This window comes from Amorphus coralli DSM 19760, assembly GCF_000374525.1.
GTDB lineage: Bacteria > Pseudomonadota > Alphaproteobacteria > Rhizobiales > Amorphaceae > Amorphus > Amorphus coralli.
The window spans coordinates 363,534-389,594 of record NZ_KB894571.1 but is presented as its reverse complement, the minus strand read 5'-3'; the positions used below and the strand labels follow the sequence as shown (position 1 = coordinate 389,594).

The window sequence follows — 26,061 nt, the reverse complement described above, 5'->3', positions numbered from 1 at the left end:
GGCATTGCTGGCAGCGCCGGCAGTGTCCGGGTGCACCCGACCCCCGCGCCTAACAGCTCAGCGGGCGCGTAGGAAGGCGGCGATCGTTTCGGCCAAGGCTGGTGCGAGCGGCAGCGTCGGATTGGAATAGGTGGCCAGATTGGCGGAGCGCTCGCTTGGAGCCGTCCGCAGCATGTGGTTCATGCCGCTGAGGATCACCAGTTCGATGCCGGACCGCGACGCGGCAAGGCGGTGGGCATCGTCTACCGTCGTCTGGAGATCGGTGGTGCCCTGGATGACCAGGACGGGGGCGGTGGTGCTGGCCAGTTCGTCTGCGGGATTTAAGGCGAACCAGGATGCCAGATAGGGTTGGACACTCGGCCGGTAGAGGGCGGCGAGGTCCGCTGGCACAGGGTCGACGGTCTGGCCCGCGGCGATCTGTGCAGCGATTCGAGCCGAGGCACGGCGCAGCGTCTCTGGCGCGCCAGCCATCTCCAGCTGCCGGGCGATGATCGCCGGAGCCGGTTCGGAAGCCCCGGCAACCAGAACCAGTGCCGACACGTCTCGCTGCTGTGCAGCCATGGTGGCGACCAGAGCCCCTTCGCTGTGGCCGATGAGCGCCACTTCCTCGATCTCCGGCTCCTGCCTGAGACGGTCGATCCAGGCCACGGCATCGGCAATCGATTTGTCGAAGGTGAGGTCTTCCTCGCGGGCGACGGCACCCTTGCTTGCCCCGATGCCGCGCTTGTCGACCCGGAGGCTGGCGACGCCTGCTTCCGCGAGCCGATGAGCCAGCAGCTTGAGCATGTCGGGTCGGGCTTCCGGCAGGTTGCCGTCGCGATCGAACGGGCCGGAACCAGGCCAGATCAGCGCAGCCGGGCCACGCGCGCCGGGCATCGGAAGCGTGAGCGTCCCCGACAGGTCGCCGACCATAAGCTCGCGTTCGGTCCATGCGTGCGCGCTCGCGGTCGGAAGCAGGACGATCGCGGCGCAGAGGAGAGGGACGGCGGACCAAGGCATCTTCACTCCCGAGGATGTGAACCTGACCAATCTAGTCCGATATAGAAAAGGTGTCTCGGTCTGCTGCGGGTTCACGGTAAACGCCGATGATGAAGCCTGCACAACAGGTTGGCCGGGCGCCGCAGCCCCGTCTGGTCAGCTGTTGAATCAGCGTCGACAAAGCCCGCTAGAGGTGCTCGTGGAGCAGCCGGTGAACACGGCGTCGTTCCCAGGGGCTGGAGATCTGTTTCGTCTCGACCGTCTCCGGAACGATGTTGTCGCTGTCCGCCTCGGCGTGAAAGCGGAAGGTGCGTTTCGCGCCGATTGCGAGGTTCTCCGGGCCGTGGGCCGCCACCACGATGATTTCGAACGTGTCGAAGACCTTCGAGGGAGCCTCGTCGGTGTCGGGCAGGTCGGTGGCCTGCCGTGTGCGCTCGACGAGATTTCCGAGCGTTCCGATATCCATGTAGTGGCCCTGGCTGAGCGGGCCCTGGTTGGTGCCGCTCTTGCCCGTGGTGTCGCCATTCTCTCTGTCCAGCGACTCCACGTCGGTCACGGCCATCATCCAGCTGTCGTCGTCCTTATTGAGGACCGCGAGGATGCTTTGGACGTAGATCGGTTCCTGGCTCATGTTGCTGACCAGGCAATGGGCGTTCAGGCCAACCCCGCTGCCGCGGTTGATCAGGATCTTCGGCTTGCGCTGCCGGATGTAGGCGAACAGCAGCAGATGCAGGTAGATGAACCACACGGCCAGCATGGCAAGATTGATGAAGACGTTCAGGCTTGCGCTGTTGGTCTCGACCCAAGTCAGCATGGCGGCGGTTCCGGTGCGGTGGCTCACGATGGTGTGAGCAGTCAATGCCCACCGACCCGGATTTGTTTCACGCGGCGGGAAACGCGTGGCCGCTAGTCCGGCCGGATCACCGCCGTGACCAGGACCAGCGCAATGCCGACCAGCACCAGCTTCCAGGCATCGGCCCTCTTGCGGAACCCCGGCACGTCGAACGGCCGGATGACCTGGACGATCATCGCCAGCACGATGAGAAATGAAACGATCTTCGTCATGCCGCGCCCCGGCCCGTCCCGGCGATTGCGGGGGTGACAGCGCGGCCGATCGCACCGCTGCGCATTGCGTCGGCGTGTACGACCAGACACGATGGCGGGCGGACGCCCGAACCCCGTTTCGTTTCCCCGGGAGCTTGCATGCTGTTCGATACCTCGCTTGCTGAGACCGATCCGTTGCGCCGTCGACTGCGCGAGGACATCCGCGCCGACGAGACCGCGATGGCCCGCCGGCTCATCGATGCCGCGACCCTGCCGGCGGATCAGGTCGACCGGATCGCCGAACAGGCTCGCGGGCTGGTGCGCGGCGTCCGCTCGGGCCGGGTCGGGCGCGGCGGCATCGATGCCTTCATGCACGAATACGAGCTCTCATCAAAGGAGGGCGTCGTGCTCATGTGCCTGGCGGAGGCCATGCTGCGGGTGCCGGACTCTCATACCGTGGACCGGCTGATCGAGGACAAGATCGGCACGGCGGAGTGGGAGAGCCATCTCGGCAAGTCGGACTCCTTCTTCGTCAACGCCTCCACCTGGGGGCTGATGCTGACCGGCCGGGTCGCGCGCCTCGACGACACCGAGGGCCGCGACGCGCGGGCGGTGCTGGGCCGGCTGATCCACCGGGCCGGCGAGCCAGTGATCCGCCGCGCGGTGCGCGAGGCCATGCGCATCATGGGACGCCAGTTCGTCATGGGCCGTACCATCAAGGAAGCGCTCGCCAACGCCCGCGAGGCGGAGAAGGAGGGCTATCGCCACTCCTACGACATGCTCGGCGAGGCGGCGCGCACCATGGAGGACGCCGACCGGTACTTCCGCTCCTACGCCGACGCCATCAAGGCGATCGGCAAGGCCGGTGGCAGCCGCTCCGGGGCCGAGGCGCCCGGCATTTCCGTCAAGCTCTCCGCCCTGCACCCGCGCTACGAGTTCGCCAAGCGCGAGCGGGTCATGACCGAGCTGGTGCCGCGGCTCGCCGAACTGGCGATGCTGGCGAAGGAGGCGGACATCGGCTTCACCGTCGACGCCGAGGAGGCCGACCGGCTGGATCTCTCCCTCGACGTCATCGAGGCGGTGGCGCTGGACGAACGCCTCAAGGGCTGGGACGGCTACGGCCTCGCCATCCAGGCCTACCAGAAGCGCTGCTTCGCGCTGATCGACTGGCTGGAGGACCTGGCCGGGCGCGCCGGCCGGCGGCTCTGCGTGCGGCTGGTGAAGGGCGCCTACTGGGACAGCGAGATCAAGTGGGCCCAGGAGCGCGGCCTGGACGGCTATCCCGTGTTCACCCGCAAGGTGCTGACCGACGTCTCCTACCTCGCCTGCGCGAAGAAGCTGCTCGCGGCCCCGGGTGCCTTCTACCCGCAGTTCGCCACCCACAACGCCCACACCGTCGCCGCCATCCTGGAGCTCGCCGGCAACCGCACCGACTTCGAGTTCCAGCGCCTGCACGGCATGGGCGAGGCGCTTTACGCCCAGGTCGTCGGCCCGGAGGCGCTAGACCGGCCGTGCCGCATCTACGCCCCCGTCGGCACCCATGAGGACCTGCTCGCCTACCTGGTGCGGCGGCTCCTGGAGAACGGCGCCAACTCCTCCTTCGTCAACCGCATCCAGGACGAGAAGCTGCCCATCGACGCGATCATCGCCGATCCCGTCGCCCAGGCGCGCGGGCTGGTCTCCTACCCCAACCCCAACATCCCGCTGCCCAAGGCCCTCTACGGCGCGGCGCGGCGCAACTCCCGCGGCCTCGACCTGACCGACCCGCTGGCGCTCGCCCCGGTCGCCACCGCCATGGCGCGCCACGCCGAGACGCCCTGGCACGGCCAGCCGTCGGTCGGCGGCGTGCTGCAGGAGGGCGAGACGCGCATCGTCCACGACCCGGCCGACCACCAGCGCATCATCGGCTCGGTGGTGGACGCCACGCCGGAAATGGCCGAGGCGGCGCTGGACCGGGCCCACCGCGCCTTCCCCGGCTGGGACGCGACGCCGGCCGACGCCCGCGCCGCCATCCTCGAGAAGGCCGCCGACCTCTACGAAGCCCACCTGGCCGAGCTCTGCGCCGTCTGCGTGCGCGAGGCCGGCAAGACCATGGCCGACGCCGTGGCGGAGGTGCGCGAGGCGGTGGACTTCCTGCGCTACTACGCCCACCGCGCCCGCCTCGACTTCGCCGAGCCGGAGGCGATGCCCGGCCCCACCGGCGAGCGCGACGAATACTGGCTGGCGGGGCGCGGCGTGTTCCTGTGCATCTCGCCCTGGAACTTCCCGCTGGCGATCTTCACCGGCCAGGTCTCGGCAGCCCTTGCCGCCGGCAACGCGGTGCTGGCCAAGCCGGCCGAGCAGACGCCTTTGGTGGCGGCCCGCGCCGTGGAACTGCTGCACGAGGCCGGCATTCCCGGCGACGTGCTGCATCTCCTGCCCGGCGACGGCGCGGCGATCGGCGGCGTGCTTCTGCCCGACGCCCGCGTCTCCGGCGTCGCCTTCACCGGCTCGGTGGAAACCGCCCACATCATCAACCGGGCGCTGGCGGCGCGGCCCGGCGCCATCGTGCCGCTGATCGCGGAAACCGGCGGCCAGAACGCCATGATCGTCGATTCCACCGCGCTGCCCGAGCAGGTGGTGGTCGACCTCTGCGCCTCCGCCTTCCAGTCGGCCGGCCAGCGCTGCTCGGCCTCCCGGGTGCTGTTCGTCCAGGAGGACTGCGCCGAGCGCACCATCACCATGCTCGCCGGCGCCATGGCCGAACTCGCCGTCGGCGATCCGTCGGACCTTGCCACCGACGTCGGTCCGGTGATCGACGCGGAGGCGAAGCAGGGCCTGGAGGCCCATATCGCCCGCATGGAGGCGGAGGCCAAGCTCATCGCCCGCGCCCCCGCCACGCCCGCCATGCAGGCCGGCACCTTCGTCGCGCCGGTCGCCTTCGAGATCGACAGCCTCGACCGGCTGAAGAGCGAGGTCTTCGGCCCGGTCCTGCACGTCATCCGCTACAAGGCCGACAGGCTCGACGCCGTGATGGACGCCATCAACGCCACCGGCTTCGGCCTCACCATGGGGCTCCACACCCGCATCGACACGACGGTGGAGTGGATGCGCCGCCGCGCCGGGGCCGGCAACCTCTACGTCAACCGCAACATGATCGGCGCGGTGGTGGGCGTGCAGCCCTTCGGCGGCGAGGGCCTGTCCGGCACCGGTCCCAAGGCCGGCGGCCCGCGCTACCTGTCGCGCTTCGCCTGCGAGCGGGTCATCTCCATCAACACGACGGCCGCTGGAGGCAATGCGTCCCTCATGAGCGTCGGGGATGACTTGCCGGGTTAAACGTCCTCAGACGTTCAGTGGGCGGGGGCTCTTTTTCGCTCACGCCGAGTGCGCTTGCGCGCACCGGCTCCGCGAGGGCGGCCTTCGGCCGGCCGACGGTCGTCGGCTGGTTGGTGCAGTCCGGTTGGGCCCTGCATGTTGCCCTCCACGCCAACCCCACACTCCGCTCATCCCCGCGAAGGCGGGGATCCATAGGGCCGTTCCGGTGGCGGATGCGGAATGAGAGTTGGACGGCGGTGCAGCCTCCGGGACCCAATCACTCCGCCTATCCACAAAGAGATTCACTATGGATTCCCGCTTTCGCGGGAATGAGCGGAGTAAAAAGGCAGCTCCTCCGAGCACCGACTTCCGCCCATCCGGAACAGCACCAACCAGCGCGCGACCGCGCGGCGCCCAAGCAAAGCCAGGAAAAGTGCCCTTGCGGTTTTCCGTCCGGCTTTGCGGCTCAAAAACCTCAGGCCGCCCACCCGGAGCCGGTGCGCGTACGCGCACTCGGCGCGAGGGGTAAACAGGCAGGCCTCAGCCCGCAGCCCTGGATTCCCGCCTGCGCGGGAATGAGCGGAGATTTGAGGCAGCGGTCGGTGTGAACCAACCTCTGCCTCTCCGGACAGCACCAACCAGCGCGCGACCGTCGGCCGCCTGAGCAAAGCCAGGAAAAGTGCCCTTGCGGTTTTCCGTCCGGCTTTGCGACTCAAAAACCTCAGGCCGCCCACCCGGAGCCGGTGCGCGTACGCGCACTCGGCGCGAGGGGTAAACAGGCAGGCCTCAGCCCGCAGCCCTGGATTCCCGCCTTCGCGGGAATGAGCGGAGTGTGTGGCACGGCCACGCGCCATCACCCCCGCGCCGCATCCGGCCGGAGTTTCAAAGAGCAGGGATCGGTGGGGCGCAAAACGGCGGCCATCCGATTGAATTATGTTCGGTCGCCCTTCGGCGCCCCACCCTGACGTTCGAACCGATGCAGCCACCCATCTTCCGAGGGTGCAAGGGATCGGACCTTGCCACCCCTCCACCGGGAAGCGGACGCCGCGCAGTCGCGAATACCTCTACTAGGGCGGTTCGCGAGAACCGCGTCTTCGAGGCCATGCACGGCGCGTCCCGCCTTTCGTCCCGGCGGACGCCACACGCCATCGGCACACCCAGCCCGCCCGCCCGTTACACGGGCCGCAGCCAGGCCGTCAGGCCCTCAACCCACGTGGCGGTCGGTCCGGCACGGCTCCCAGCGGGTCAAGCGACAGGGGAGAGGATACGGGAGGGAGAGGGGGCGGGGATAAGTGGGGGGAGATTGGTGCGCTCACGCCGAGTGTGCGGCCCGATTTGTTTTCCGCTCACGCCAAATGCGCTGCGCGCATCGGCTCCGCGAGGGCGGCCTAGTTTGTTTGGGCCGCAATTCCGGACGCAAAACCGCAAGAGCACTTTTGCTGGAATTGCTCGAGGCCGGCGCGCCGTCGCGCGCTAGTGGGTGCAATACGGGTAGGCTGTGCGAGTGAGCGTAGGCGCCAGCCCCGGCCTCCGCTCATTCCCGCGAAAGCGGGAATCCATAGGGCCTCGAGGGGGACTGCCGGCCCGGAGGTTGGGTCAGCGGAAGGCAGCCCAACAGCACGGACGTCGCGACCGCCCACGCCCGCCGCCATCTCACTATGGATTCCCGCTTTCGCGGGAATGAGCGGAGTTTGTAGAGCGGCCGTGCTTATCGCTCCTGAGCCACTTACGAAAATGCGGCTTGAAGACTTGGCTTGGTTTCCAACGGAAACCGGGCCGGGGCCATGGGACGGTCGGTCCGGCACGGCTCCCAGCGGGTCAAGCGACACGGGCAGGATACGGGAGGATTTGGGGCGGGGATAAGTGTGGGGGGAGGTTATGGTCCGCTCGCGTGGAGTTTGCTGCCTGATTTGTTTTCCGCTCACGCCGAGTGCGCTGGCGCGCACCGGCTCCGCGAGGGCGGCCTGACCGGCCGGCGCGCGGTTGCGCGCTGGTGGGAGAGGTTCGGCAAGGGTGTGGTCGTGTCACCGGAGCAACTCCATCCTCCGTTCACTCCCGCAAGTGGGGGAATCCAGAGTCAAACAGGGGGTAGTAGGCTCTCAGGCAAATTTCAGGGCATCTTGTCGAAGAACCCTAAACGATAAGTGCTGTAACTTTTTCTTTTTAATCGAAAAATAATGCTATAGTCTTTTAAGCTGATCAATCTTTGCAGACGCTCTCATATAGAAAGCTAAATAGGGATCGGCAATGTGGAGATTGGCGTCATCCCATTCCATGACGGTTTGTTCTTGCGCAATTTCCTGGGCTATCAGGCACATGTGATTTAGTGAATTAGATATACTCTGACCTGTGGGGAATTCTTTTTCGCATACAGATTTTACTCTTCGATATATTTCGTCATAGGTAAAATCTCGAGAAATTGGGTCGCTTGTCACGGCAAGTAATATGGCTCTGTACACGTCCCCTCGACTTCCATCAGTAAATGAATATTGGGTTCTCTGCTGGCCCTTCACCTTTGGCCCGCTGTGTAGCGCCTGGACCAGGTCTGCTGAGCTCGCGAAATTTGCACTCGCCTCAAGGGCTCTTTGAAGTGTGGAGTCGGTGACTGAAATTGTCTTTTTCTCGTCATTTGCAGAATTGGTAATGCCGAGTTCTACACATAAATTCAAGCATATTACTTGCATGAGCTGAGGTGAGCCCATTGCTTCATTTGCGATCCTTTTAATCGTGTTCTTATTTATTCCGATATTGAGTGCACCAAAGCCGCGTTCTGCTATCGCAGTTAGCTCGTCAATATTCCATTCTGGAATGTCAATCGCAACAATTCGACCTTTGAGTTCTGAATTTGCCCTGAGCAAATCTTCAGATCGGTGTGGGACGGAGGCTGTACATATATTTACTGAACTCTCAGCTAGTGATTTTATTGCTTTTGCAACGTCTTTCTGTGTTGATGTCGGCATATAGTGGTAGTCATCAATAAGTATTGTGAAATCACTCTCTGATATTTCTCTAACAATTTGCTCGAATGGGTCAATTGGAATATGCTTAGTTTTTGTGTTTGTCGTAGAGGCGCCGCCGCTTCCTTCAGCTTCAACCTTTCCTTTGGCGAGCCAGGATGTGCCGACTTCCCCAGAGCCCCTTGCCGACAAAGAGCCTCCAACAGTCAGCGAAGAAGAAGTAGACTCAGAATCTGGCGTCTCAAACCATGCTAAAACAGCTCTCCAAAAGTCCTCAAGAGATTTGATATACGCACCTCTCAGGTATATCAAATTATTTTGGTCAATTACTCTTTTTAATAAAACTGTCTTTCCTGTTTTTGAGGGGCCAGATAGAGATGTAATCATCTTTGGTGTGCTTATTGATGTTTGTAAATGCATTTCGAGCTGGCGATCATCGCGCTCAACGTAAGTAACTGTTGGTTGGTCATTGGGGGTAAAGACTTGATAGTGTCGCAAGTAATCCTCCTATGTAACGCCTATAGTATTTCCGATTTCGGTCGGCATTCCCCCTACCGCTCCCTTTTCGGCAACGGCCCCCGGCGCTTCGGCTTTTCCGTCCGGCCCACCGTCATCTCGTCCAGCGTGTTCTTGCGTGCCCGGGTGGCGGGGAGGGTGTCGTCCTGATCGGCGCCCGACGCGCCGCGTCCGCCAGAGCCCGATCCGCCGCGTCCGCCGCCCCGGCCGCCTGACCCCTTGCCCGAGCCGGCCATCCCGGCACTGGCGCCCTTGCTGGTCTTCGTGGTGCCGGGGTCGTCGGCGTAGGCGAGCGCGGCGTCGTTCAGCCGCTTGATCTCGTCGCGGATGCGGGCGGCCTCCTCGAACTCCAGGTTGGCGGCGGCGTCGCGCATCCGCTTTTCCAGATCCTGGACGGTGGCTTCCAGGTTGTGGCCCATGCGGGCGCCGTCCTCGGCGAAGCCGGTGTCGACGCGGACATGATCGCGCTCGTAGACGGAATCGAGGATGTCGCCGATGGAGCGGCGCACCGATTCCGGCGTGATGCCGTGCTCGGCGTTGTAGGCGAGCTGCTTTTCCCGGCGCCGGCCGGTCTCCGCCAGCGCCCGCTCCATGGAGCCGGTGGTCTTGTCGGCGTAGAGGATCACCCGGCCGTCGACGTTGCGCGCGGCGCGGCCGATGGTCTGGATCAGCGAGGTTTCGGAGCGCAGGAAGCCCTCCTTGTCGGCATCGAGGATGGCGACCAGCGCGCACTCGGGAATGTCGAGGCCCTCGCGCAGAAGGTTGATGCCGACCAGCACGTCGAAGGCGCCGAGCCGCAGGTCGCGGATGATCTCGATGCGCTCCAGCGTGTCGATGTCGGAGTGCATGTAGCGCACCCGCACGCCGTTCTCGTGGAGGTACTCGGTCAGGTCCTCGGCCATGCGCTTGGTGAGCACGGTGACCAGCGAGCGGTAGCCGGCCTGGGCCACGGTGCGCACCTCGCCGAGCAGGTCGTCGACCTGGTGGCGGGCCGGGCGGATCTCCACCGGCGGATCGACGAGGCCGGTGGGGCGGATGACCTGCTCGACGAAGACGCCGCCTGCCTCCTCCATCTCCCAGGAGCCGGGGGTGGCGGAGACGGCGACCGTCTGCGGCCGCATGGCGTCCCATTCCTCGAAGCGCAGCGGCCGGTTGTCCATGCACGACGGCAGCCGGAAGCCGAACTCGGCCAGCGTCGCCTTGCGGCGGAAGTCGCCCCGGTACATGCCGCCGATCTGCGGGATGGTGACGTGGCTCTCGTCGACGAAGACGAGGGCGTTGTCGGGCAGGTACTCGAACAGGGTGGGCGGCGGCTCGCCCGGCTGGCGGCCGGTGAGGTAGCGCGAATAGTTCTCGATGCCCGGGCAGGAGCCGGTGGCCTCCATCATCTCCAGGTCGAAGCGGGTGCGCTGCTCCAGCCGCTGGGCCTCGAGCAGGCGGCCGGCGGCGTTGAGCTCGTCGAGCCGGGCGCGCAGCTCCGCCTTGATGGACTTGGTGGCCTGGTTGAGGGTCGGCTTCGGGGTGACGTAGTGGGAGTTGGCGTAGACCTTCACGAACTCCAGCTCGTCGGTCTTGTGGCCGGTGAGCGGGTCGAACTCGGTGATGGATTCCACCTCGTCGCCGAACAGCGAGACGCGCCAGCCGCGGTCCTCGTAGTGGGCGGGGAAGATCTCGATCGTGTCGCCGCGCACCCGGAAGGTGCCGCGGATGAAGTTGACGTCGGAGCGCTTGTACTGGAGGGCGACCAGATCGGCGAGGAGCTGGCGCTGGTCCAGCCGGTCACCCACCTGGATGGCGAAGGTCATCGCCGTGTAGGTCTCCACCGAGCCGATGCCGTAGATGCAGGAGACGGAGGCGACGATGATGACGTCGTCGCGCTCCAAGAGGGCGCGGGTGGCGGCGTGGCGCATCCGGTCGATCTGCTCGTTGATCGACGATTCCTTCTCGATGTAGGTGTCGGTGCGCGGGACGTAGGCCTCCGGCTGGTAGTAGTCGTAGTAGGAGACGAAATACTCCACCGCGTTGTCCGGGAAGAAGGATTTGAACTCGCCGTAGAGCTGGGCGGCCAGCGTCTTGTTGGGGGCGAGGATCAGGGCCGGGCGCTGGGTCGCCTCGATGACCTTGGCGGCGGTGTAGGTCTTGCCCGAGCCGGTGACGCCGAGCAGCACCTGCATGCGGTCGTCGTCGCCGACGCCGCCCACCAGCTCGGAGATGGCGGTGGGCTGGTCGCCCTTGGGCTCGTATTCGGATTTCAGCACGAACGGGCGGCCGCCCTCGGACTTTTCCGGGCGGGGCGGACGGTGCGGCACCCAGGTGCCGTCGTGGAATTCCGGCCGGCCCTCCTGGATCAGCTGCTCCAGCGCCGCGACGGTGCGGGTGACGGCGGACTCCGGCAGCGCCTCGGCCTCTTCCAGGCCGATGTCGAGACCGGCGACGGGATTGAGGCCGCCGGCGGCGCGCTCTTTCGCCGTGGCCTTGCCGCCCATGGAGGTGCCGCGCGCCGTCTTGCCGCCGGTGTCGGGCTTTTTGGCCGCCGGCTTCTTCGGCTTGGCCTTTGCCTTGGCTTTCGCGGGCTCAGGGGCTGCGGGCGTCGCGGGCTCTGCGGCCGGCGGGGCGGCGTCCTCGGCCTCCTCGATCTGCCGCGCCCAGTCGCTCACCGGGCCGGCAAGCGGACGGCCGCTGTCGAAGCCGGCCTGCGGCGCCTCGCCGAAGCCGTCGGCGCGCGTGTCGTCGGAAGCGCCCGTGTCGGGGCGGGCGGAGGGTCGTTTGCGGGGGGAGGAGCGATCGGCCATGGGGCGAATATGGGCCGTGCCGCGCCGCGAGGGAAGGGGAGGGGTAAAGCGTGAACGGGATTGGCGGATTTCGGTCGGCCGGGGGCCACTGAGCGGGGCGGGGTGGGCGAATCGAAGCGAACCCGGCGTGAGGGATATCTTTAGACCGCAATCGCGGACGGAAAACCGGTTCCCACTTTTCCTGCGATTGCTTTAGTCCACGGGCACCGTGTCCTGGGCCTGGACGCCGCAGGCCTCGACGATGGAATCCACCAGGGCCTGGTCGTCGGAGCCGAGCGTCTGGGTGATGGTGCGCTCCCACAGCCCGGCCGCAACCAGATTGTCGGCAGAGCAGACGCAGACCGCCCGGCAGGCGTCCGGGTCGCCCAGCAGCGGCGTGCACTGGCGCTGGCAGGCATCCAGGAAGCTGGCCCGGTCGGCCTCGGTGGCGCCGGTCTGCGGCGGGATGGCGAGGGCCACCAGGCCGAGCAGGCCGAGCAGGATCGGCTGGTGGGCGAGGTAGATCCACAGCGACTGGCGGCCGGACCAGGCGATGGCGCGGCTGGCGCGGTCGCGGGCGCGCCAGGTCGCCCAGGCCTCGCGGGGGCGGGCCATCAGTGCGAGCCGGGCAACCACCACGCCGGCATAGGCGCAGCCCACCCAGGGGAAGACGGGCACGTAGTCGTTGGCGGGTGGCGCGGGCAGGGTGCCGAGCCCGACCCAGGCGAGCCACGGCGCGTTGAAGACCTCGGCGCGGGCGACCTGCGGCAGGGCGAAGAAGACGATCGCCAGCGCCGCCGGGACGATCAGCGGCGCGCGGACGGTGAGCACGGCGAGCAGGCTGGCGGCGGCGATGCAGTGGAGGATGCCGAAATAGATCCACGCCAGCGGAAACAGCAGGTAGCTGCCGACGGACACGGCGACGGCGGCGGCGACGATCAGCCCCAGCCGTTCGAAGAAGGATCGCCAGCGGATGCCGGAGCGGTGGGCCAGCACCAGGCTGACGCCCACCAGCAGCAGGAACGAACCGGCGATGAGATGGGCGAACCAGCGCCAGCCGGTGCCGGTCTCCACCGGCCAGCCGACGAAGCCGTAGAAGCCGAGGTCCCAGGAGAAATGGTAGACGACCATCGCGGCGATCGCGACGCCGCGCAGGACGTCGACGAGATCGATGCGCGAGGAGAGACGGGCGGCGGGCTGAGCTGGATCCATGCCGTCCTGATACGCCCGGCAGCGGGGGCGCGTCCAGCCGGGCGCGCGGTGGCCCGGGTGTCCTTGAGAGGCGGCCGTCCATTGCCGGAACCGGTTTGATCCAGACCGGCGCGCGCGGCGTAGAGGGTTTCATCAAGACAAAAACACCGTCACCTCCAGAGGCAAGGATCAAGACGATGCTCGTTGATGCCAGAAACAAGATTTCCTTTGCGTGGGATTACATCTTTGATCACGAAGTCAGCCCGCTTCGCAATATTCCCGACGTCGCGGTGCGGCACTATGCGCTGCAGGCGCTCGGCGCCATGTGGGCGGTAGCAGCATCCATCGCCGTCGGAAGCTACATGTTCTTCGCCGCCAGCCTGGTGGGGCACTCCGTCCTGATCGCGGCGGCGGCGATCACGGTGGCCACCTTCACCACGGCGGCGAGGAGGCCCGGTTCCGTCATGCGCTATTCCGGCCGCCGGTACGACGGTGAGCACGAATAGGCTCGGTCCCGGTTCGTCAGGCGCGCCCGGGCAAAGCAGGGCCGCTTGACGGACCGCCGCCGACCCGCATGTGGCGAACGTCCGGAGCGGATGCCGGCGCAGCCGTCGGTCACGAAAGGCAAAGCCGGAATGTCAAACCGTGCACTGGTGATCGGCGCCTCCGGCGGTATCGGCGCCGCGCTTTGCGCTCATCTGTCGGAGCGTGGCTCGACGGTGACGCGCCTTTCCAGGGCCGCGGACGGCTTCGACATCACCGATCCCTCGCGAGTCCGGGCCGCCATGGACGGTCTCGAGGGTCCCTTCGACACCGTGCTGATCGCCAGCGGCATCCTCGCGCCTGAAGGCAAGCGGCCGGAGAAGGCGCTGTCCGAGATCGATGCGGCCAGCATGGCACGGGTTCTGGCCGTGAATGCCATCGGTCCGGCGCTGGTGCTGCGGCACCTGCCGCAGCTTCTTCCGACCAAGGATCGTTCGGTAGTTGGTGTCCTGACGGCGCGCGTGGGCTCGATCGGCGACAACCGGCTGGGCGGTTGGTACAGCTACCGCGCCGCAAAGGCGGCGGCCAACCAGATCGTGCACACCGCTTCCATCGAGATTGCAAGAAAACGGAAAAACGCGGTGGTCGTGGCCCTCCACCCGGGGACCGTGCAGACGCCCTTTACCGAGGACTATCCCACCCACCGGAAGGTCTCGGCGGATGAGGCGGCCTCAAACATCGTATCCGTGCTCGATCAGCTGACCCCCGAAGACAGTGGCGGCTTTTTCGACTGGGAGGGAAAGCCCGTCCCCTGGTGAGCCGGAGCCGGTGAGCGCGCGCGAACGCGGCGCGAGGGAATTCTTTATGATCGCAAAGCCGGACGGCGAACCGGTTCCCACTTCGCCTGGCTTTGCTTTGCGCGGACGGAAAGCCGCAAGAGCACTTTTCCTGCGATTGCTAGTACGTCCAGGCCTCCGCCTTGGCGACGAGGAAGTCGCGGAAGGCGCGGACGCGGGCGGTGGTCTTCAGCTCGGCCGGATAGACGAAATAGGTCTGATAGCTTGGCAGGGTTTCTTCCGGCAGAAGCCGCACCAGGCCTGAGTCCGGCTCGATCAGGTAGTCCGGAAGCAGCGCCACTCCGACGCCCCGGTTCACCGCGCGCTTGATGGCGATGACGTTGTCGACCTTGAGGATCGGCTTGCGCGGCTGGTCGGCGGGCCGTCCGGCGGTTTCAAGCCAGTTCAGCTCGCGCAGGTAGGTCGGGCCCGTCTCGCCAAAGGTGACGATGCGGTGCTCGTCCAGTTCCTCCAGCGAGCCGGGACTGCCGAAGCGCTTGATGTAGGCCGGCGAGGCGTAGAGGTGGAGGTGGACGGTGAACAGCCGGCGCTGGATCAGGTCCGGCTGCACGGGCTGGCGCAGCCGAATGGCGACATCGGCCTCGCGCATGTTCAGGTTCAGCTCGTCGTCCCGCAGGATCATGTGCAGCTGTACTTCGGGATACAGGTCGACGAACTCGTTGATGCGGGCAGCCAGCCAGGACGAGCCGAGGCCGACGGTGGTGGTCACGCGCAGGACGCCGGTGGGCAGGTCGCGGGAGTCGGTCAGCCGTGCCTGCACGGCATCGAGCTTCATCACCACCTCGCGGGCGGTGCGGAACAGGTGCTCGCCCTGCTCGGTCAGCACCAGACCGCGGGCATGGCGATGGAAGAGCGGCACGCCCAGCTCGTGCTCCAGGGCGGAGACCTGCCGGCTGACCGCCGACTGGCTCATGTTCAGCGCCTCACCGGCATGGGTGAAGCTGCCCGCCTGGGCGGCTGCGTGGAAGACCTTGAGCTTGTCCCAGTCCATCAGACCCCGTCGGCGCCGGCAGCCGGCGCTCGTCCCCTCTCGTCAGCAGTCCCGGGCCGGTTACCGTCCGGCCTCCCCTAAACTCCGACGCCATCGCACAAAAGGCTGGCGTCGGGCTTGCCTCAGGCGGCTTCCACCTCTTCGGCGGCGTGTTCGGCCAGGAAGCGCTCCGCTTCCAGGGCGGCCATGCACCCCATGCCGGCCGCGGTGACCGCCTGCCGGTAGATCTCGTCGGTGACGTCGCCGGCTGCGAAGACGCCGGGAATGTTGGTGGCCGTGGAATCGGCCGCGGTCCAGAGATAGCCGGACGGCTTCAGCTTGAGCTGATCCTTGAACACCTCGGTGGCCGGCTGGTGGCCGATGGCCACAAAGATGCCGTCCACGGCGATGTCGCGGGTCTCGCCGGTCTTCACGTTCTTGAGGCGCGCGCCGGTCACCGTCGGGGGCGTGCCACCACCCAGCACCTCGTCCAGCGCCGTGTCCCAGACAACTTCGATCTTCGGATGGTTGAACAGGCGGTCCTGAAGGATCTTCTCGGCGCGCAGATGGTCGCGGCGATGGATGAGCGTCACCTTGCTGGCGTGGTTGGTCAGGTACAGCGCCTCTTCCACGGCGGTGTTGCCGCCGCCGATCACCAGCACTTCCTTCTCCCGGTAGAAGAAGCCGTCGCAGGTGGCGCAGGCCGACACGCCGAAGCCCTTGAAGAGGGTTTCGGACTCAAGCCCGAGCCATTTTGCCTGGGCACCGGTGGCCACCACCAGCGTGTCGCAGGTGTAGACGGTGCCGGAGTCGCTCTGCAGCGTGAACGGCCGCTTCGACAGATCGGCGGAAGTGATGAGGTCGTAGATGATGCGGGTGCCGACATGTTCGGCCTGCTCGCGCATCTGCTCCATCAGCCAGGGGCCCTGGATCACGTCGGCGAAGCCCGGATAATTCTCCACGTCGGTGGTGATGGTCATCTGGCCGCCGGGCTGGATGCCCGCGACAATCACCGGCTCGAGCATGGCGCGGGCTGCGTAGATGGCCGCGGTGTAGCCCGCCGGACCGGAACCGACGATCAGAAGCTTCGTGTGGAGAGCGTCGCCCATCGCCCAATCTCCCTGTCAAAATCCTCTCGGCCGGGCTCCGTCGGTGGAGCGGCCGTCTGTCTGTCGACCCCTATATGGGATCGGCGGCCGAAGCCGCCCGAATGATGGCCGCGAAGGCCGAAAGTCAAGGCGCGCGCCAGACCGGCGGACGCCGTGTTCAGCGCTCCGCCATGCGCGCCAGGATGGCGTCGGCCACCATGCCGGTGGTGTCCAGCGGCGTGTAGTCCGCCGGCGGAAGGCTTCCGTCGAACCAGCGCATCGCGCCGTGGGCCACCATCGCCTCGTGAAAGCGGCGAAACTTGGCTCGTCCGCCCGGAAGCGGCCAGGCCAGGATCGGCTTTCCCGTGAACGCGGCCTCGCCGATCATGTTGACCGAATCGCAGGTAACAACGAACGCTCGGCTGCAACCGTAAATGCCGAGCAGGGGATTGTCGCCTTCGCCCCTCCAGAGGAAGTGCGGCGTGTCGGCGAGCGCCGCCTCCAGGCGAGCGAGATTGGTTTCGCCGGTGCGCCGGGACGGGGTGATGACGAGGCTGACGCCGTGACCCGCGGCGAAGGCCGCCAGCGCCTCCCCAAGGGCGGTGGCCTCCGCCTCGCCGAGCCTGTAGGTGCCGCTGGTGCCGCCCACCAGGACACCGACCCAGGGCGCCGGTAGCTGGGGGAGGCGGGCCCGGAGTGCGCTGGCCGCCCGGGCGAGGCCATCGACCGTCAGCCGGTTCGGGCTGGTGACGGATTGCAGCACGTTGGGGCCATCGAGCCGGTCATGGGTGTTGGCCCAGACCAGGTCGAAGGCCGCCGGATCCGTGCGCGGCGCCTGCAGGACGGTGACGAAGGGCCGGGGAGACGGTCGGCGGGCGATGGCGCGGGCGAGCGGCACCACCTGCCGGCCAGAGGCGAGAACGAGATCGGCGTCGGTTTCAACCAGCGTGCGCAGGTGCGGGGCGGCGGGGCCGCGCGGGGCGAGCCAGGACCAGGGCGGCGACAGCGTCACCCGCTCGATCCGGGGATCCGCTTCCAGGCGCTCGGCGACGCCGACGCATTGAACCTCGTGTCCGACCTTGCCGGCGGGCGCGAGAACGAGGGTGCGGGGGGCGGTCATCGGGGATGATTGGTGGTGGCGGCTTGCAGCCGGCGCCGCGGTCGGGTTGATGAAGGGATGTGGACCTTGGAACGGGAAGGCGGAACGGCATGAACGTGCGGCTCGATGCGGTCGACTGGAAGATCCTGAAGGAGCTTCAGGACGACGGCCGCATGACCAATGTCGAGCTCGCGCGCCGGGTCGGCATCACCGCGCCGCCGTGCCTGCGCCGGGTGCGGGCGCTGGAGGAGGCCGGCGTCATCCGCGCCTACCGGGCGATCCTCGACGAGAAGACGCTGGGCTACGACATTTCCGCCTTTGCCATGGTGAGCCTGCACCATCAGGGGGAGGCCGATCTCCGGGCCTTCGAAGCGCAGGTGGCGGAGTGGGAGATCGTTCGGCACGCCTGGCTTCTCTCCGGCGACATCGACTTCATCCTGGAATGCGTGGCGCCGACCCTGTCCGCCTTTCACGTTTTCGTGCTCGATCATCTCGTGGCTGTGGAAAACGTCGATACCGTGCGCACCGCGCTGACGATCCGGGAAGCCAAGCAGGCGCCGCGCATCCCGATCCGCTGACCGGCAGCGCCGCCGACTGGCGCCGGACTACTGGGGCTGCTTGGCGCTGTTGGGAACCAGAAGCACGCGGACGCGGGAATCCGACAGGACGCGGGCGTGGCCCGTGTCGAGATTCACCACCAGCTTGTCGCCGTTCACGATGTTCGGCCCCTGGGTCAGCGTCACGTTGCCGTTGAGCTCCAGCATGTTGGTCTTCATGTCGACGTCGCCCCGGTCGCCGGTGGCCGTCTGATCCTTGCTGGTGACCACCACGTTGCCGATGATTTCCAGTCGGGAGATCTGCTGACCGCCTTCGCCGGCCTCGTCCGAGGCGGGTTGTGCGGCCCCGTCGGTGGCCTGTCCGCCGCCGTCATAGTGGACGATCAGCTTGGCCGAGCGCATGCGGGACTCGCCCTGCACGACCACGACGTTGCCGTCGAACACGGCGATGCCTTCCTGGTCGCGCACCTCGAGTTCGTCGGATTCGATCTGGATCGGATCCTCGGACTCTCCGCCCAGGCCGGAGAAGCCGGTCTCGAAGGTCTGCGCCGAGGCCGGGGCAGCGGCGACCGCGGCGAACAGGAGCGCGGACAGGAAAAGACGCAAACGGGTTCCGGTCATCGGTTGCTTTCTGGTTTGCCGTGGATCGTCATGTTCACGTTGCCCACGAAGCGGACCACCTTGCCCTCGTCCGTCACGTCGAGGGCATTGGCGGTGAGGTCGAACTTCTCCGACTGGATCTTGATCGGGGCGTCGCTGGCGAGGGTGCCGGCCTTGAAGTCCAGCCGGGCGTCCTCCAGGTCGGCGCGGTAGCCGTCGGTGGTGGTCAACACGACGCCGTCCGTCAGGTTCATCCACTCGTCGTCGGTGTCGAGCAGGCCCCCCTTGCTGCGCATTTCCACGGTCTGCGCGTCGCTCACGATCAGGGTGGCGAGCATGTCGGTCAGCGTGATCCGCGAGGTGTCGGTGAAGCTCTGCACCGCCTTGCCGGCACTGACATTGTAGGCCCGGCCGTCGTTCAGCCGTCCGGCGAGGTTGGGGTCGTTCATCACCAGACCCTCGCTGGTGACGTCGAGATTGCCGATCACATCGACGGGCAGCAGCGATTTCACGACGGCCATGCCGAAGATCACGACCACGATGGCGACACCCCCCAGCGGCAGCAGGACGCGCAGCGTCTTCACCACCCTGCTGTGACGGCGCGCGGCCTCGCGCGCACGGCGCTGTGCCGTGGCGGCCTCGCCCGGGTCCCGGATGGCTCCGAAGGTCGTGTCGCTGGCGCTCATCGTCTCCCGTCGGCTCAGTGGCGAAAGGGCTGCAAGCCCGCGTCTTCCGTCTCCACACATGGAGCCGAACGAGCGATCCCGCCAGACCGCTCCCGCGGTCCGCCCAGTTTCGGCACCCTAACCCGGCATTTCGGCAAAGCCGAGACGCACGAACACAAAAGCGCGAGCGGCCGTGCTCAGGAGTGGGCGAAGATGTCGTCGTCGGCGAAGCCGCCGAGGTCGAGTTTCACCCGGGTCGGCAGGAAGTCGAAGCACGACTGGGCGATCTCGCTGCGGCCTTCGCGGGCGAGCATCGCATCGAGGCGCTCTCTGAGAACGTGCAGGTGCAGCACGTCGGAGGCGGCATAGGCGAGCTGCGCATCGGACAGCGTGTCGGCGCCCCAGTCGGAGCTCTGCTGCTGCTTGGAGATCTCGACCTCGGCGAGCTCGCGCGCAAGATCCCGGAGCCCGTGCCGGTCGGTGTAGGTGCGGGCCAGGCGCGAGGCGATCTTGGTGCAGTAGACCGGCTCCGGCATCACGCCGAACGTCTTGTAGAGGATGCCGAGATCGAAACGGGCAAAGTGGAAGAGCTTCAGGACCGAGGGATCGCCGAGCAGCGCGACCAGGTTCGGCGCACTGTCCTGGCCCTGGGCGATCTTGACGATGTCGGCGGAGCCGTCACCGCTCGACAGCTGCACGACGCAGAGCCGGTCGCGGAACGGGTTGAGACCCATGGTCTCCGTGTCGATCGCAACGCTCGTGACGTTCTGGAGCGGCGCCGGCAGGTCGCGATCATGGAAACGGATGGTCATGGGATGTCCTTGAGGTCGGGTCCGGTGGGCGGCAGGGCGCGGTCCGCGGGGCGGGGCCCGTGCCGGCGCATCATTCTGGTTAGTATAGCGGCGGGGCCGGATCAATCCGCCGGGTCAGGCACCGCGCTTCGGATCATGTGCAGGCTTGGCAGGTCAACGCCCGGGCGGATGGGCACATCGATGGCCGCGACGGTGCGGAAGCCGGCGGAGCGGTAGAACGCCTCGGCGACGAGCGTTGCATAGGCCTCCAGCGTGGTCGCGCCGGCGGCTTCCGCGTCGGTGATGCAGCGCTCCATCAGGGCCCGGGCCACGCCGCGCCGGGTCCAGGCGGGATCGGTGGCGAAATGGCGGATGTGGCCGCGCTTTGGGTCGACCGGCGCATCAGGGGCGCCGGGGCGGGCGAAGGTCCAGCCTCCGCACCCGACGATGGTCCCGTCGAGCAGCGCTACGTAGTAGGTGCCGCCGGCGAGCAGGGCCGGGTTCGCCGTGGTGATGAGGGGCAGAACGGCATCAAGGACCGTGTCGGAGTAGGCGGGCTTCATCAGCGCGCCGTAGGAGGCGCGGAGAACCCGGGACACGGCGTCCGCGTCGTCGGGCGTGGCGATCCGCAGCCTGGGTCGTTCGGTCATGAGCCCACCCTGTCCTGAACGACGCACCGGGCCTCGCCCGGCCGACGCTGTCACATCGGCTCGGGAAATTGTATCACGAGGATGACACCAGGCCGGAGCCAACCGGCCCGACGCGCGAGGACCCATGCCCGAGACGCCTGCCCACGAGACCCGCCCGGAGACGCTGCTCCAGCAAACCCGCACCTTCATCCGCACCCGGATCGGCTGGAGCGAGATGGTGACGCTGTCGGCCCTGCTGGTTGTGGCCGGCGGGATCTGGGGCTTCGCGGAGATCGTCGACGAGGTGCTGGAGGGCGACACCCACGAGTTCGACAAGTCCATCATGCTGACGTTGCGGGCGCCGGGCGACAACGCCGACCCGATCGGGCCGGCCTCGCTGGAACTGGCCATGCGCGACTTCACCGCGCTCGGCGGATACCCGGTGATCGCGCTGATCGCCCTGCTCGCCGTGGGCTATCTGGCGATCCTGCGGCGCTGGCCCTCGGTGGGTCTGGTGATCATTTCGCTGGCCGGCGGCGCGATCCTCAACACGCTCCTGAAGGGGGCGTTCGCGCGGCCGCGTCCGGATCTCGTCGCCCACCTGGTGGACGTTCACACGTCGAGCCTTCCGAGCGGCCACGCCATGATCTCGGCAGTGGCCTATCTCACCATCGGCGCGCTGGTGGCGCGGGCCCAGCCCAACCGGCTCCTGAAGGCCTACACCATTGTCGTCTCGGTAGGGCTGACGCTGCTAGTCGGCACGAGCCGGGTCTATCTCGGAGTCCACTGGCCGACGGACGTGCTGGCCGGCTGGTGCATGGGCGCGGCCTGGGCCATCGGCTGCCTGCTGATTGCGCAGCTCATCGGCTGGTATTGGGGCCGCAACGGCGCCGACGCGTCGGTGGCGCCGGCCGAACCGGTTTCCCAAGGGCCAGGCTGACACACGCCTGAGAGGCGATGGCCTGCGACGGTCTGCGATCGGTGCGAGGGAAACGATAGCCGGACACGAAAAAAGCCCGGCGGGACCGGGCTTTTTTCATGGGTTCCGATGATCTCGAAACGAAATTTGGTGCCAGGATAGGCGTCAAATCTTTAAGGTACAGAATTGAATTATTTGATATTTTTTCGTGATGCCGGATCGGTGTACCAACAAAAATACCAACAATTCCGGACGCTGGCGGCTTCCGCTGATCGCTAATTGCGTTCGGGGCGTGATGCCGCGAAACGCCCGTGACTATGCGAGATAGTCGGGCAGCTTGGCTTCCCACTCACTCATGAGAATCAGCGTGCCTTCCACAGTCTCGCCGGTATCCTGCACCAACTCCAGTTCCCCTGCCGGGGTGGCTGTATCCCACCGGAAGTTATCGGACAGGAAGGACAACACCTCGCGCTTGTAAGCCGTGTCGAGATTGTCGAGCTGGTCACCCTTGGTTTCAAGTACCGTTACGCGATTTGCCATTCCCTCGCGTTGCACGGCGAAAATGAAGTCGGGGTAGATTTTCGCCTTTCTCCATCCCTGGATGCCATATTGCGTGCGGGCCACGTTCCGGTGCCACCAAACCAACGCGGCCTCGCCGTCCAGGTACACGGCAACTTCGCGTTCATCGCGGTTCAGCTCATTCTCATAGACGGGAGAAAATAGGCTCTTCTCCAGCGGTCCACCCGTCTTGCTCACGAGCTGCCGGGAATTGACGGGCTCGGTCGTTTCTACGTTGAAAGGCATTCGCCAGTTTCGACCGTCCAGGCGAAGCCGGAATTGGATGCGCCCGGCGTCGACTTCGGCCTTGAATAGCGCCTCGGCGCGAGCATGTCGTGCGGCATCGAGGCCCTTGCGCAGCTCTTCGATAATCAGGCTGGCGAGTGTTCCAAGCTTCTCGTCGTCAAAGCCTCGCGCACGAAGCCCATCCAGAAGCCTGCCGACGATTTCGCGGCCGACGAACGGATTCGGCACAATGTCGGACACCATGCGGACGGCGTGAGCCGGGTCGAAAACCAACGTTTCGGAGTTCTTGGCAATGGGCTCTCCAACCAACAGCTCGTCGCCGTCCTCGGCCAGACTGATCCGCTGGAGCTGGCTTTCGGCAGCCTGAGCGTTCTCGGGAATGCGTGCTGCGATGTCCTCGGGGTCAAAGCCACGCCAGTCGATGGCCGACAGCACGTCGGTCTCGTAATCCAATTCGCGTGCCGCACCCTGATCCACGATCATGACCTTGGGCAAATAGATGTCCGTGCTGGCGAATGCAGGGCGCCGGTCGATCTTCCGCGTCACCTTCCCATTTGCCTTGCTGTCGTCCTGCGCGATCTCAAGCACCAAGTCACCTAGGCCGTCCTGCTCCAGTCCATTCTTGATGGCGGCAACCACATCGGCAGTGCCGGCGTGGTGGGTGATGACGTGACATTCGTCCAGCGTTCCGATGCCGGTCTTCATGGCGCCGGGCTGGCGAAGGATGCGTCCGACAAGCTGGGTCATTGCCTTCAGGTTGGTGCTGGCAGCAAGTCCGCAAAGCACATAGGCGAAGGGGCAATCCCACCCTTCCTGAAGCGCCTGTTTGGTGATGATGGCGCGCACCCGGTTGGTGGGTGACAGAAGGTCCTGGTTCTCGGGGGCGTTCAGGTCGTTCTGTTGCGCGGTCTTGATGGCAATTTCGCTGGCGTCGAAACCCGCCGTCAGAAGCCAGTCCTTTACGTCGTCGGCATGGATATGGCCGCTCTCGCGTTGATCGGCCCCGGTGCGCTCGACCTGGATCAGCATGATAGGGCGGATATAGCGGTTGGTTTCTGACCGGAGCTTTCGCGCGTCAGCGTCCAGTGCGTTGAGCTTGGTGAGCGCCGCGTTTAGCGTCGCTTTCCAGTCATTCCCCTGCCGTGGGTCGAGATTGAGGGGCATCTTGATCATGCCCTCGCAGTCCAGTTCGCGGCCCGTCACTTCGACAAGAACGTTCGAATATCGGCCCGGCTTAGGGGTCTTGCCGCCTTTGGGCTGCACGTCCTGCGGAGTGGCCGTCAGTTCCAGCACGAAACTTGGATTGAAGCCGTAGAGGGTACTGAAGGCCAGGTCGGAAATCGCCCGGTGTCCTTCATCCAGCACGACGACGGGCCGAATGATGCGGAGGGCATTGCCCAATGAATCCTTCACCATCGGGAACATGTCGCTATAGGCGGAGAGGTTCGGCGTGAGCTCCAGGGCGGCCTTTTGGGCTTGTTGCTCGCCTTCCGCGGGGAAAAAGCCGTGAACGTCGCCTCGATCCCGGAACATTTTCAGAGAGTCTTGATTTTCACGGTTCGAGGATTGGAGCATCAGGAGCATGACGCAAAGGTTCGTCTCAATGTCGCGGGCATCGAGACGGTCGGTCTTCTCCATGATCCGTACGCGCCCGGCGGCTGCGCGGTCGAGCGCCTGTCGGTAGGGGTGCTGGCGGTCCTTAAGCCGCTTGAGCGTCTGGGTGTAAATCGCCTCGTTCGGAACGATCCAAAGGACGAAGCCGGTGTTGCGGTCGAGATAGCGGCCCATGATCCGTGACACGCCCGTCACGGCGAGCCAGGTTTTGCCGCCGCCGGTAGGCACTTTCAGGACAACGTTGGGCACCGCCCGGTTGCAGCCGTCCACCCGTTCGGAGAAGGGGATGGCGGCGCGCGAGGCGGGCAGCTTGCCTTCGGCCTTCAGCGCCTCCCACGCCTCTTTGGCAAAGTCGGGCATTGTGAGACCAAGGTCAGGGTCTTGAGCGGCAAGTACGGCGATCCTGTCGGCCCGCGCCTTCTTTTCCTTCAGAAGGTCGAGGTACACGTCGAGCGTGTTCAGCACGCGGTCCTGATAGTCGAGCTGGCGGAACATTCGTCAGCTCCGGTCGATGCGGTAGAGCGCGAAGGGCAGCGGCACGAACTCGACGGGGACGTTCTGTTCGGCCAGCATCTTCTGGCTAACATAGCGGGCCGGCGCGAATACCAGATGCCGCTTGTCAAAGTCTGTGGCGGCGAACGCCTTGGCCCGGGACAGGGTTAGCGCGGCCGCGGGCGTCTTCAGCCACTCCAGATCGGGTTTGTAAATCAACCATACATGCTGGCCTTCGGTCGCCCCAAGATAGAAGTCAGCTTCGCGCACTTTGGCAGGGTCGAGCGCCCGGTTGGTCGCCATGTGGAACAGTGCCGCGCCGAGCCCGGCATAGGGCGGCAGCGTCTCGCCGCTTAGCACTTTGTCCAATTCGACCGGGTCGCCAAGCGTGCAATAGGTAAAGGTTCCGCCAAGGCCAGAGCGGTATGGTTCCGTTTCCGCACCGGTGACGCCTGTTTGTACCCTCGCCACTCGCTCGCGGGTCAACTCATCCGCATAGCTTTCGCCTTCAACAAGGATGAATTGGCGTTGTCCCTCGTCTCTGGCATTCAAGTTCATCAGAGCGTGGGCGCTTGTCCCTGAGCCAGCGAAGCTGTCGAGGACTACCGAGTTCTGTGTGGTTGCAAACGAAAGAATTTTCTCCACAAGCTGGGTCGGCTTTGGATTGTCAAATGCCTTCTTCCGATCAGGGAACAGCTGCCGCAGCTCATAAGCAGCGGTTCGGCCGTCTAACTCAATGACGCTGGGAAGTTTGTCCAAAAAATCCTTGGCGTATACCTTAAGCTCAATGATCTTTTCGTGATTTTCCCCAAAGAGAATCTTGTCGGCCTTTAACAGGTCGCGCATAGTTTCTTCGGGAAATCGGTAGCCCATCAGTGGCTGTTTGCAAGGCTCTCCCGTATGCGGATGAACAACATCATAGCGGTAGCCTTCGCGACCTGGGTTGTGAACGCTCTGACTGCCTGTGTAAACGCCGTCGGCGTCGATATATTTGTAGCGATCAAGTGGCCATAGTTCAGATTTATGATGTCTAAACCACTCAGTGTATGCAGTTTGTAATTCCCTCTGGTCATGGTATTTATCTATAAAATCCCCTCCGATTCGGATTAATAAATCCTTCACGTCAGAGAAATGAGATTTCCAAATCTTTTCGATGGAATCTTTGTTTTTCGCAAAGCATACGATGTACTCATGCTCGACAGCGATGCGGGTTGGGTTATTGTCAGTAACATTCTTCCAAATAATTGTTCCAACCCAATGCGAAGGATTACCCGAAATTTCGTCGAGCATAATTCGGAGATTATAGAGTTCGTTGTCGTCGATGCAGATGAAGATAACGCCTGTATCTGAGAGGAGGTCAAATAGAAGCCGCAGCCTCGGCCACATCATGGCACACCACTTGTCGTGGCGAAGTCCGTCTTCGATCCCGATCGGGTTGGCCTCCAGCCATTCTTTGATCATCGGGGCATTGACGTTGTCGTTGTAGCTCCAACCCTCGTTCCCGGTGTTGTAGGGGGGGTCGATGAAGATGCAGTCCACCTTGCCGGCATAGAGCGGCAGGAGCGCCTTCAGGGCGTGCAGATTGTCGCCTTGGATGATCAGGTTGCCGTCAAGCGAAACCGGTCCGATACCCTTTTCCGCATGCGGCACCAGCGGCCGGAAGGGCACGGCAAGATGATGGTTGTAGACAAATTCCTTGCCCTTGAAATTCAGCTCGGTCACGCGCCCCGCTCCGTCCCGGT

General features: G+C 65.3%; 19 protein-coding genes and 1 pseudogene. 5 read left to right on the top strand and 15 right to left on the bottom strand.

The window, feature by feature from the left end:
- Positions 1-57 precede the first annotated feature (57 nt).
- The 3 genes from C507_RS0105915 to C507_RS23230 all read right to left on the bottom strand — a co-directional run bounded on the left by C507_RS0105915 (position 58) and on the right by C507_RS23230 (position 2,043).
- Positions 58-999 (bottom strand): alpha/beta hydrolase, encoded by a 942-nt coding sequence (locus C507_RS0105915; RefSeq protein WP_018698746.1) that lies wholly within the window; start codon positions 997-999, stop codon positions 58-60.
- Positions 1,000-1,165: 166 nt separating this feature from the next.
- Entirely contained in the window at positions 1,166-1,792 is a 627-nt protein-coding gene (locus tag C507_RS0105910; protein WP_018698745.1) for a hypothetical protein, read from the bottom strand.
- 92 nt (positions 1,793-1,884) lie between these two features.
- Positions 1,885-2,043, bottom strand: coding sequence for a hypothetical protein (locus C507_RS23230; RefSeq protein ID WP_018698744.1), 159 nt, complete (start codon positions 2,041-2,043; stop codon positions 1,885-1,887).
- 138 nt (positions 2,044-2,181) lie between these two features.
- Here C507_RS23230 and putA point away from each other — a divergent pair, with 138 nt between their 5' ends.
- Complete coding sequence (gene putA, locus C507_RS0105900; protein ID WP_018698743.1) at positions 2,182-5,337, top strand: bifunctional proline dehydrogenase/L-glutamate gamma-semialdehyde dehydrogenase PutA; 3,156 nt, start codon at positions 2,182-2,184, stop codon at positions 5,335-5,337.
- Between the two features lie 2,159 nt (positions 5,338-7,496).
- On the opposite strand, the gene C507_RS23020 is transcribed toward putA, so the two are convergent.
- The 3 genes and pseudogenes from C507_RS23020 to C507_RS20495 all read right to left on the bottom strand — a co-directional run bounded on the left by C507_RS23020 (position 7,497) and on the right by C507_RS20495 (position 12,772).
- Complete coding sequence (locus C507_RS23020) at positions 7,497-8,771, bottom strand: hypothetical protein (protein WP_156829172.1); 1,275 nt, start codon at positions 8,769-8,771, stop codon at positions 7,497-7,499.
- Between the two features lie 286 nt (positions 8,772-9,057).
- Positions 9,058-11,581: pseudogene (uvrB, locus tag C507_RS0105895) on the bottom strand (excinuclease ABC subunit UvrB); the annotation flags it as partial.
- A gap of 192 nt (positions 11,582-11,773) precedes the next feature.
- Positions 11,774-12,772: a heparan-alpha-glucosaminide N-acetyltransferase gene (locus C507_RS20495; RefSeq protein WP_018698741.1), complete on the bottom strand. Its 999-nt coding sequence runs from the start codon at positions 12,770-12,772 to the stop codon at positions 11,774-11,776.
- A 95-nt stretch (positions 12,773-12,867) separates the two neighbouring features.
- Here C507_RS20495 and C507_RS0105885 point away from each other — a divergent pair, with 95 nt between their 5' ends.
- Both C507_RS0105885 and C507_RS0105880 read left to right on the top strand, forming a co-directional pair.
- Positions 12,868-13,257 carry a hypothetical protein gene (locus tag C507_RS0105885; RefSeq protein WP_210162095.1) on the top strand — a complete coding sequence of 130 codons (390 nt, stop codon included), beginning with the start codon at positions 12,868-12,870 and terminating at the stop codon, positions 13,255-13,257.
- 90 nt (positions 13,258-13,347) lie between these two features.
- Positions 13,348-14,052 carry an SDR family NAD(P)-dependent oxidoreductase gene (locus C507_RS0105880; protein ID WP_018698739.1) on the top strand — a complete coding sequence of 235 codons (705 nt, stop codon included), beginning with the start codon at positions 13,348-13,350 and terminating at the stop codon, positions 14,050-14,052.
- Positions 14,053-14,191: 139 nt separating this feature from the next.
- On the opposite strand, the gene C507_RS0105875 is transcribed toward C507_RS0105880, so the two are convergent.
- The 3 genes from C507_RS0105875 to C507_RS0105865 form a co-directional block, all read right to left on the bottom strand.
- Positions 14,192-15,082, bottom strand: coding sequence for a LysR family transcriptional regulator (locus C507_RS0105875; protein WP_018698738.1), 891 nt, complete (start codon positions 15,080-15,082; stop codon positions 14,192-14,194).
- Positions 15,083-15,204: 122 nt separating this feature from the next.
- On the bottom strand, positions 15,205-16,170 hold the full coding sequence (gene trxB, locus C507_RS0105870) for a thioredoxin-disulfide reductase (protein WP_018698737.1): 966 nt from the start codon (positions 16,168-16,170) through the stop codon (positions 15,205-15,207).
- A 157-nt stretch (positions 16,171-16,327) separates the two neighbouring features.
- Entirely contained in the window at positions 16,328-17,269 is a 942-nt protein-coding gene (locus tag C507_RS0105865; protein ID WP_018698736.1) for a mitochondrial fission ELM1 family protein, read from the bottom strand.
- 89 nt (positions 17,270-17,358) lie between these two features.
- Here C507_RS0105865 and C507_RS0105860 point away from each other — a divergent pair, with 89 nt between their 5' ends.
- The gene (locus C507_RS0105860) at positions 17,359-17,826 is read left to right on the top strand and encodes an Lrp/AsnC family transcriptional regulator (RefSeq protein WP_018698735.1); all 468 of its coding nucleotides are present in this window, start codon (positions 17,359-17,361) and stop codon (positions 17,824-17,826) included.
- A 27-nt stretch (positions 17,827-17,853) separates the two neighbouring features.
- Here the strand turns inward: C507_RS0105860 and C507_RS0105855 are convergent, their stop codons facing one another.
- The 4 genes from C507_RS0105855 to C507_RS0105840 all read right to left on the bottom strand — a co-directional run bounded on the left by C507_RS0105855 (position 17,854) and on the right by C507_RS0105840 (position 20,511).
- Complete coding sequence (locus tag C507_RS0105855) at positions 17,854-18,426, bottom strand: LptA/OstA family protein (RefSeq protein ID WP_018698734.1); 573 nt, start codon at positions 18,424-18,426, stop codon at positions 17,854-17,856.
- Positions 18,423-19,091, bottom strand: coding sequence for an LPS export ABC transporter periplasmic protein LptC (gene lptC, locus C507_RS0105850; RefSeq protein ID WP_018698733.1), 669 nt, complete (start codon positions 19,089-19,091; stop codon positions 18,423-18,425). Before lptC ends, C507_RS0105855 begins: the two co-directional genes overlap by 4 nt.
- A 176-nt stretch (positions 19,092-19,267) precedes the next feature.
- Entirely contained in the window at positions 19,268-19,882 is a 615-nt protein-coding gene (locus tag C507_RS0105845) for a ribonuclease D (protein ID WP_018698732.1), read from the bottom strand.
- 101 nt (positions 19,883-19,983) lie between these two features.
- Complete coding sequence (locus C507_RS0105840) at positions 19,984-20,511, bottom strand: GNAT family N-acetyltransferase (RefSeq protein ID WP_018698731.1); 528 nt, start codon at positions 20,509-20,511, stop codon at positions 19,984-19,986.
- A gap of 124 nt (positions 20,512-20,635) precedes the next feature.
- On the opposite strand from C507_RS0105840, the gene C507_RS0105835 reads away from it, so the two are divergent.
- Positions 20,636-21,430: a phosphatase PAP2 family protein gene (locus C507_RS0105835; RefSeq protein ID WP_018698730.1), complete on the top strand. Its 795-nt coding sequence runs from the start codon at positions 20,636-20,638 to the stop codon at positions 21,428-21,430.
- A gap of 294 nt (positions 21,431-21,724) precedes the next feature.
- On the opposite strand, the gene C507_RS0105830 is transcribed toward C507_RS0105835, so the two are convergent.
- Complete coding sequence (locus C507_RS0105830; protein ID WP_018698729.1) at positions 21,725-24,322, bottom strand: DEAD/DEAH box helicase; 2,598 nt, start codon at positions 24,320-24,322, stop codon at positions 21,725-21,727.
- A gap of 3 nt (positions 24,323-24,325) precedes the next feature.
- The gene (locus C507_RS0105825) at positions 24,326-26,041 is read right to left on the bottom strand and encodes a site-specific DNA-methyltransferase (protein WP_018698728.1); all 1,716 of its coding nucleotides are present in this window, start codon (positions 26,039-26,041) and stop codon (positions 24,326-24,328) included.
- Positions 26,042-26,061 lie beyond the last annotated feature (20 nt).

Excerpts from the sequence above, each read along its gene's own strand:
- C507_RS0105915 (WP_018698746.1), bottom strand. The coding sequence starts at position 999 with ATGCCTTGGTCCGCCGTCCCTCTCCTCTGCGCCGCGATCGTCCTGCTT.
- C507_RS0105910 (WP_018698745.1), bottom strand. The coding sequence starts at position 1,792 with ATGCTGACTTGGGTCGAGACCAACAGCGCAAGCCTGAACGTCTTCATC.
- C507_RS23230 (WP_018698744.1), bottom strand. The coding sequence starts at position 2,043 with ATGACGAAGATCGTTTCATTTCTCATCGTGCTGGCGATGATCGTCCAG.
- putA (WP_018698743.1), top strand. The coding sequence starts at position 2,182 with ATGCTGTTCGATACCTCGCTTGCTGAGACCGATCCGTTGCGCCGTCGA.
- C507_RS20495 (WP_018698741.1), bottom strand. The coding sequence starts at position 12,772 with ATGGATCCAGCTCAGCCCGCCGCCCGTCTCTCCTCGCGCATCGATCTC.
- C507_RS0105880 (WP_018698739.1), top strand. The coding sequence starts at position 13,348 with ATGCCGGCGCAGCCGTCGGTCACGAAAGGCAAAGCCGGAATGTCAAAC.
- C507_RS0105875 (WP_018698738.1), bottom strand. The coding sequence starts at position 15,082 with ATGGACTGGGACAAGCTCAAGGTCTTCCACGCAGCCGCCCAGGCGGGC.
- trxB (WP_018698737.1), bottom strand. The coding sequence starts at position 16,170 with ATGGGCGACGCTCTCCACACGAAGCTTCTGATCGTCGGTTCCGGTCCG.
- C507_RS0105865 (WP_018698736.1), bottom strand. The coding sequence starts at position 17,269 with ATGACCGCCCCCCGCACCCTCGTTCTCGCGCCCGCCGGCAAGGTCGGA.
- C507_RS0105860 (WP_018698735.1), top strand. The coding sequence starts at position 17,359 with ATGAACGTGCGGCTCGATGCGGTCGACTGGAAGATCCTGAAGGAGCTT.
- C507_RS0105855 (WP_018698734.1), bottom strand. The coding sequence starts at position 18,426 with ATGACCGGAACCCGTTTGCGTCTTTTCCTGTCCGCGCTCCTGTTCGCC.
- lptC (WP_018698733.1), bottom strand. The coding sequence starts at position 19,091 with ATGAGCGCCAGCGACACGACCTTCGGAGCCATCCGGGACCCGGGCGAG.
- C507_RS0105845 (WP_018698732.1), bottom strand. The coding sequence starts at position 19,882 with ATGACCATCCGTTTCCATGATCGCGACCTGCCGGCGCCGCTCCAGAAC.
- C507_RS0105840 (WP_018698731.1), bottom strand. The coding sequence starts at position 20,511 with ATGACCGAACGACCCAGGCTGCGGATCGCCACGCCCGACGACGCGGAC.
- C507_RS0105835 (WP_018698730.1), top strand. The coding sequence starts at position 20,636 with ATGCCCGAGACGCCTGCCCACGAGACCCGCCCGGAGACGCTGCTCCAG.
- C507_RS0105830 (WP_018698729.1), bottom strand. The coding sequence starts at position 24,322 with ATGTTCCGCCAGCTCGACTATCAGGACCGCGTGCTGAACACGCTCGAC.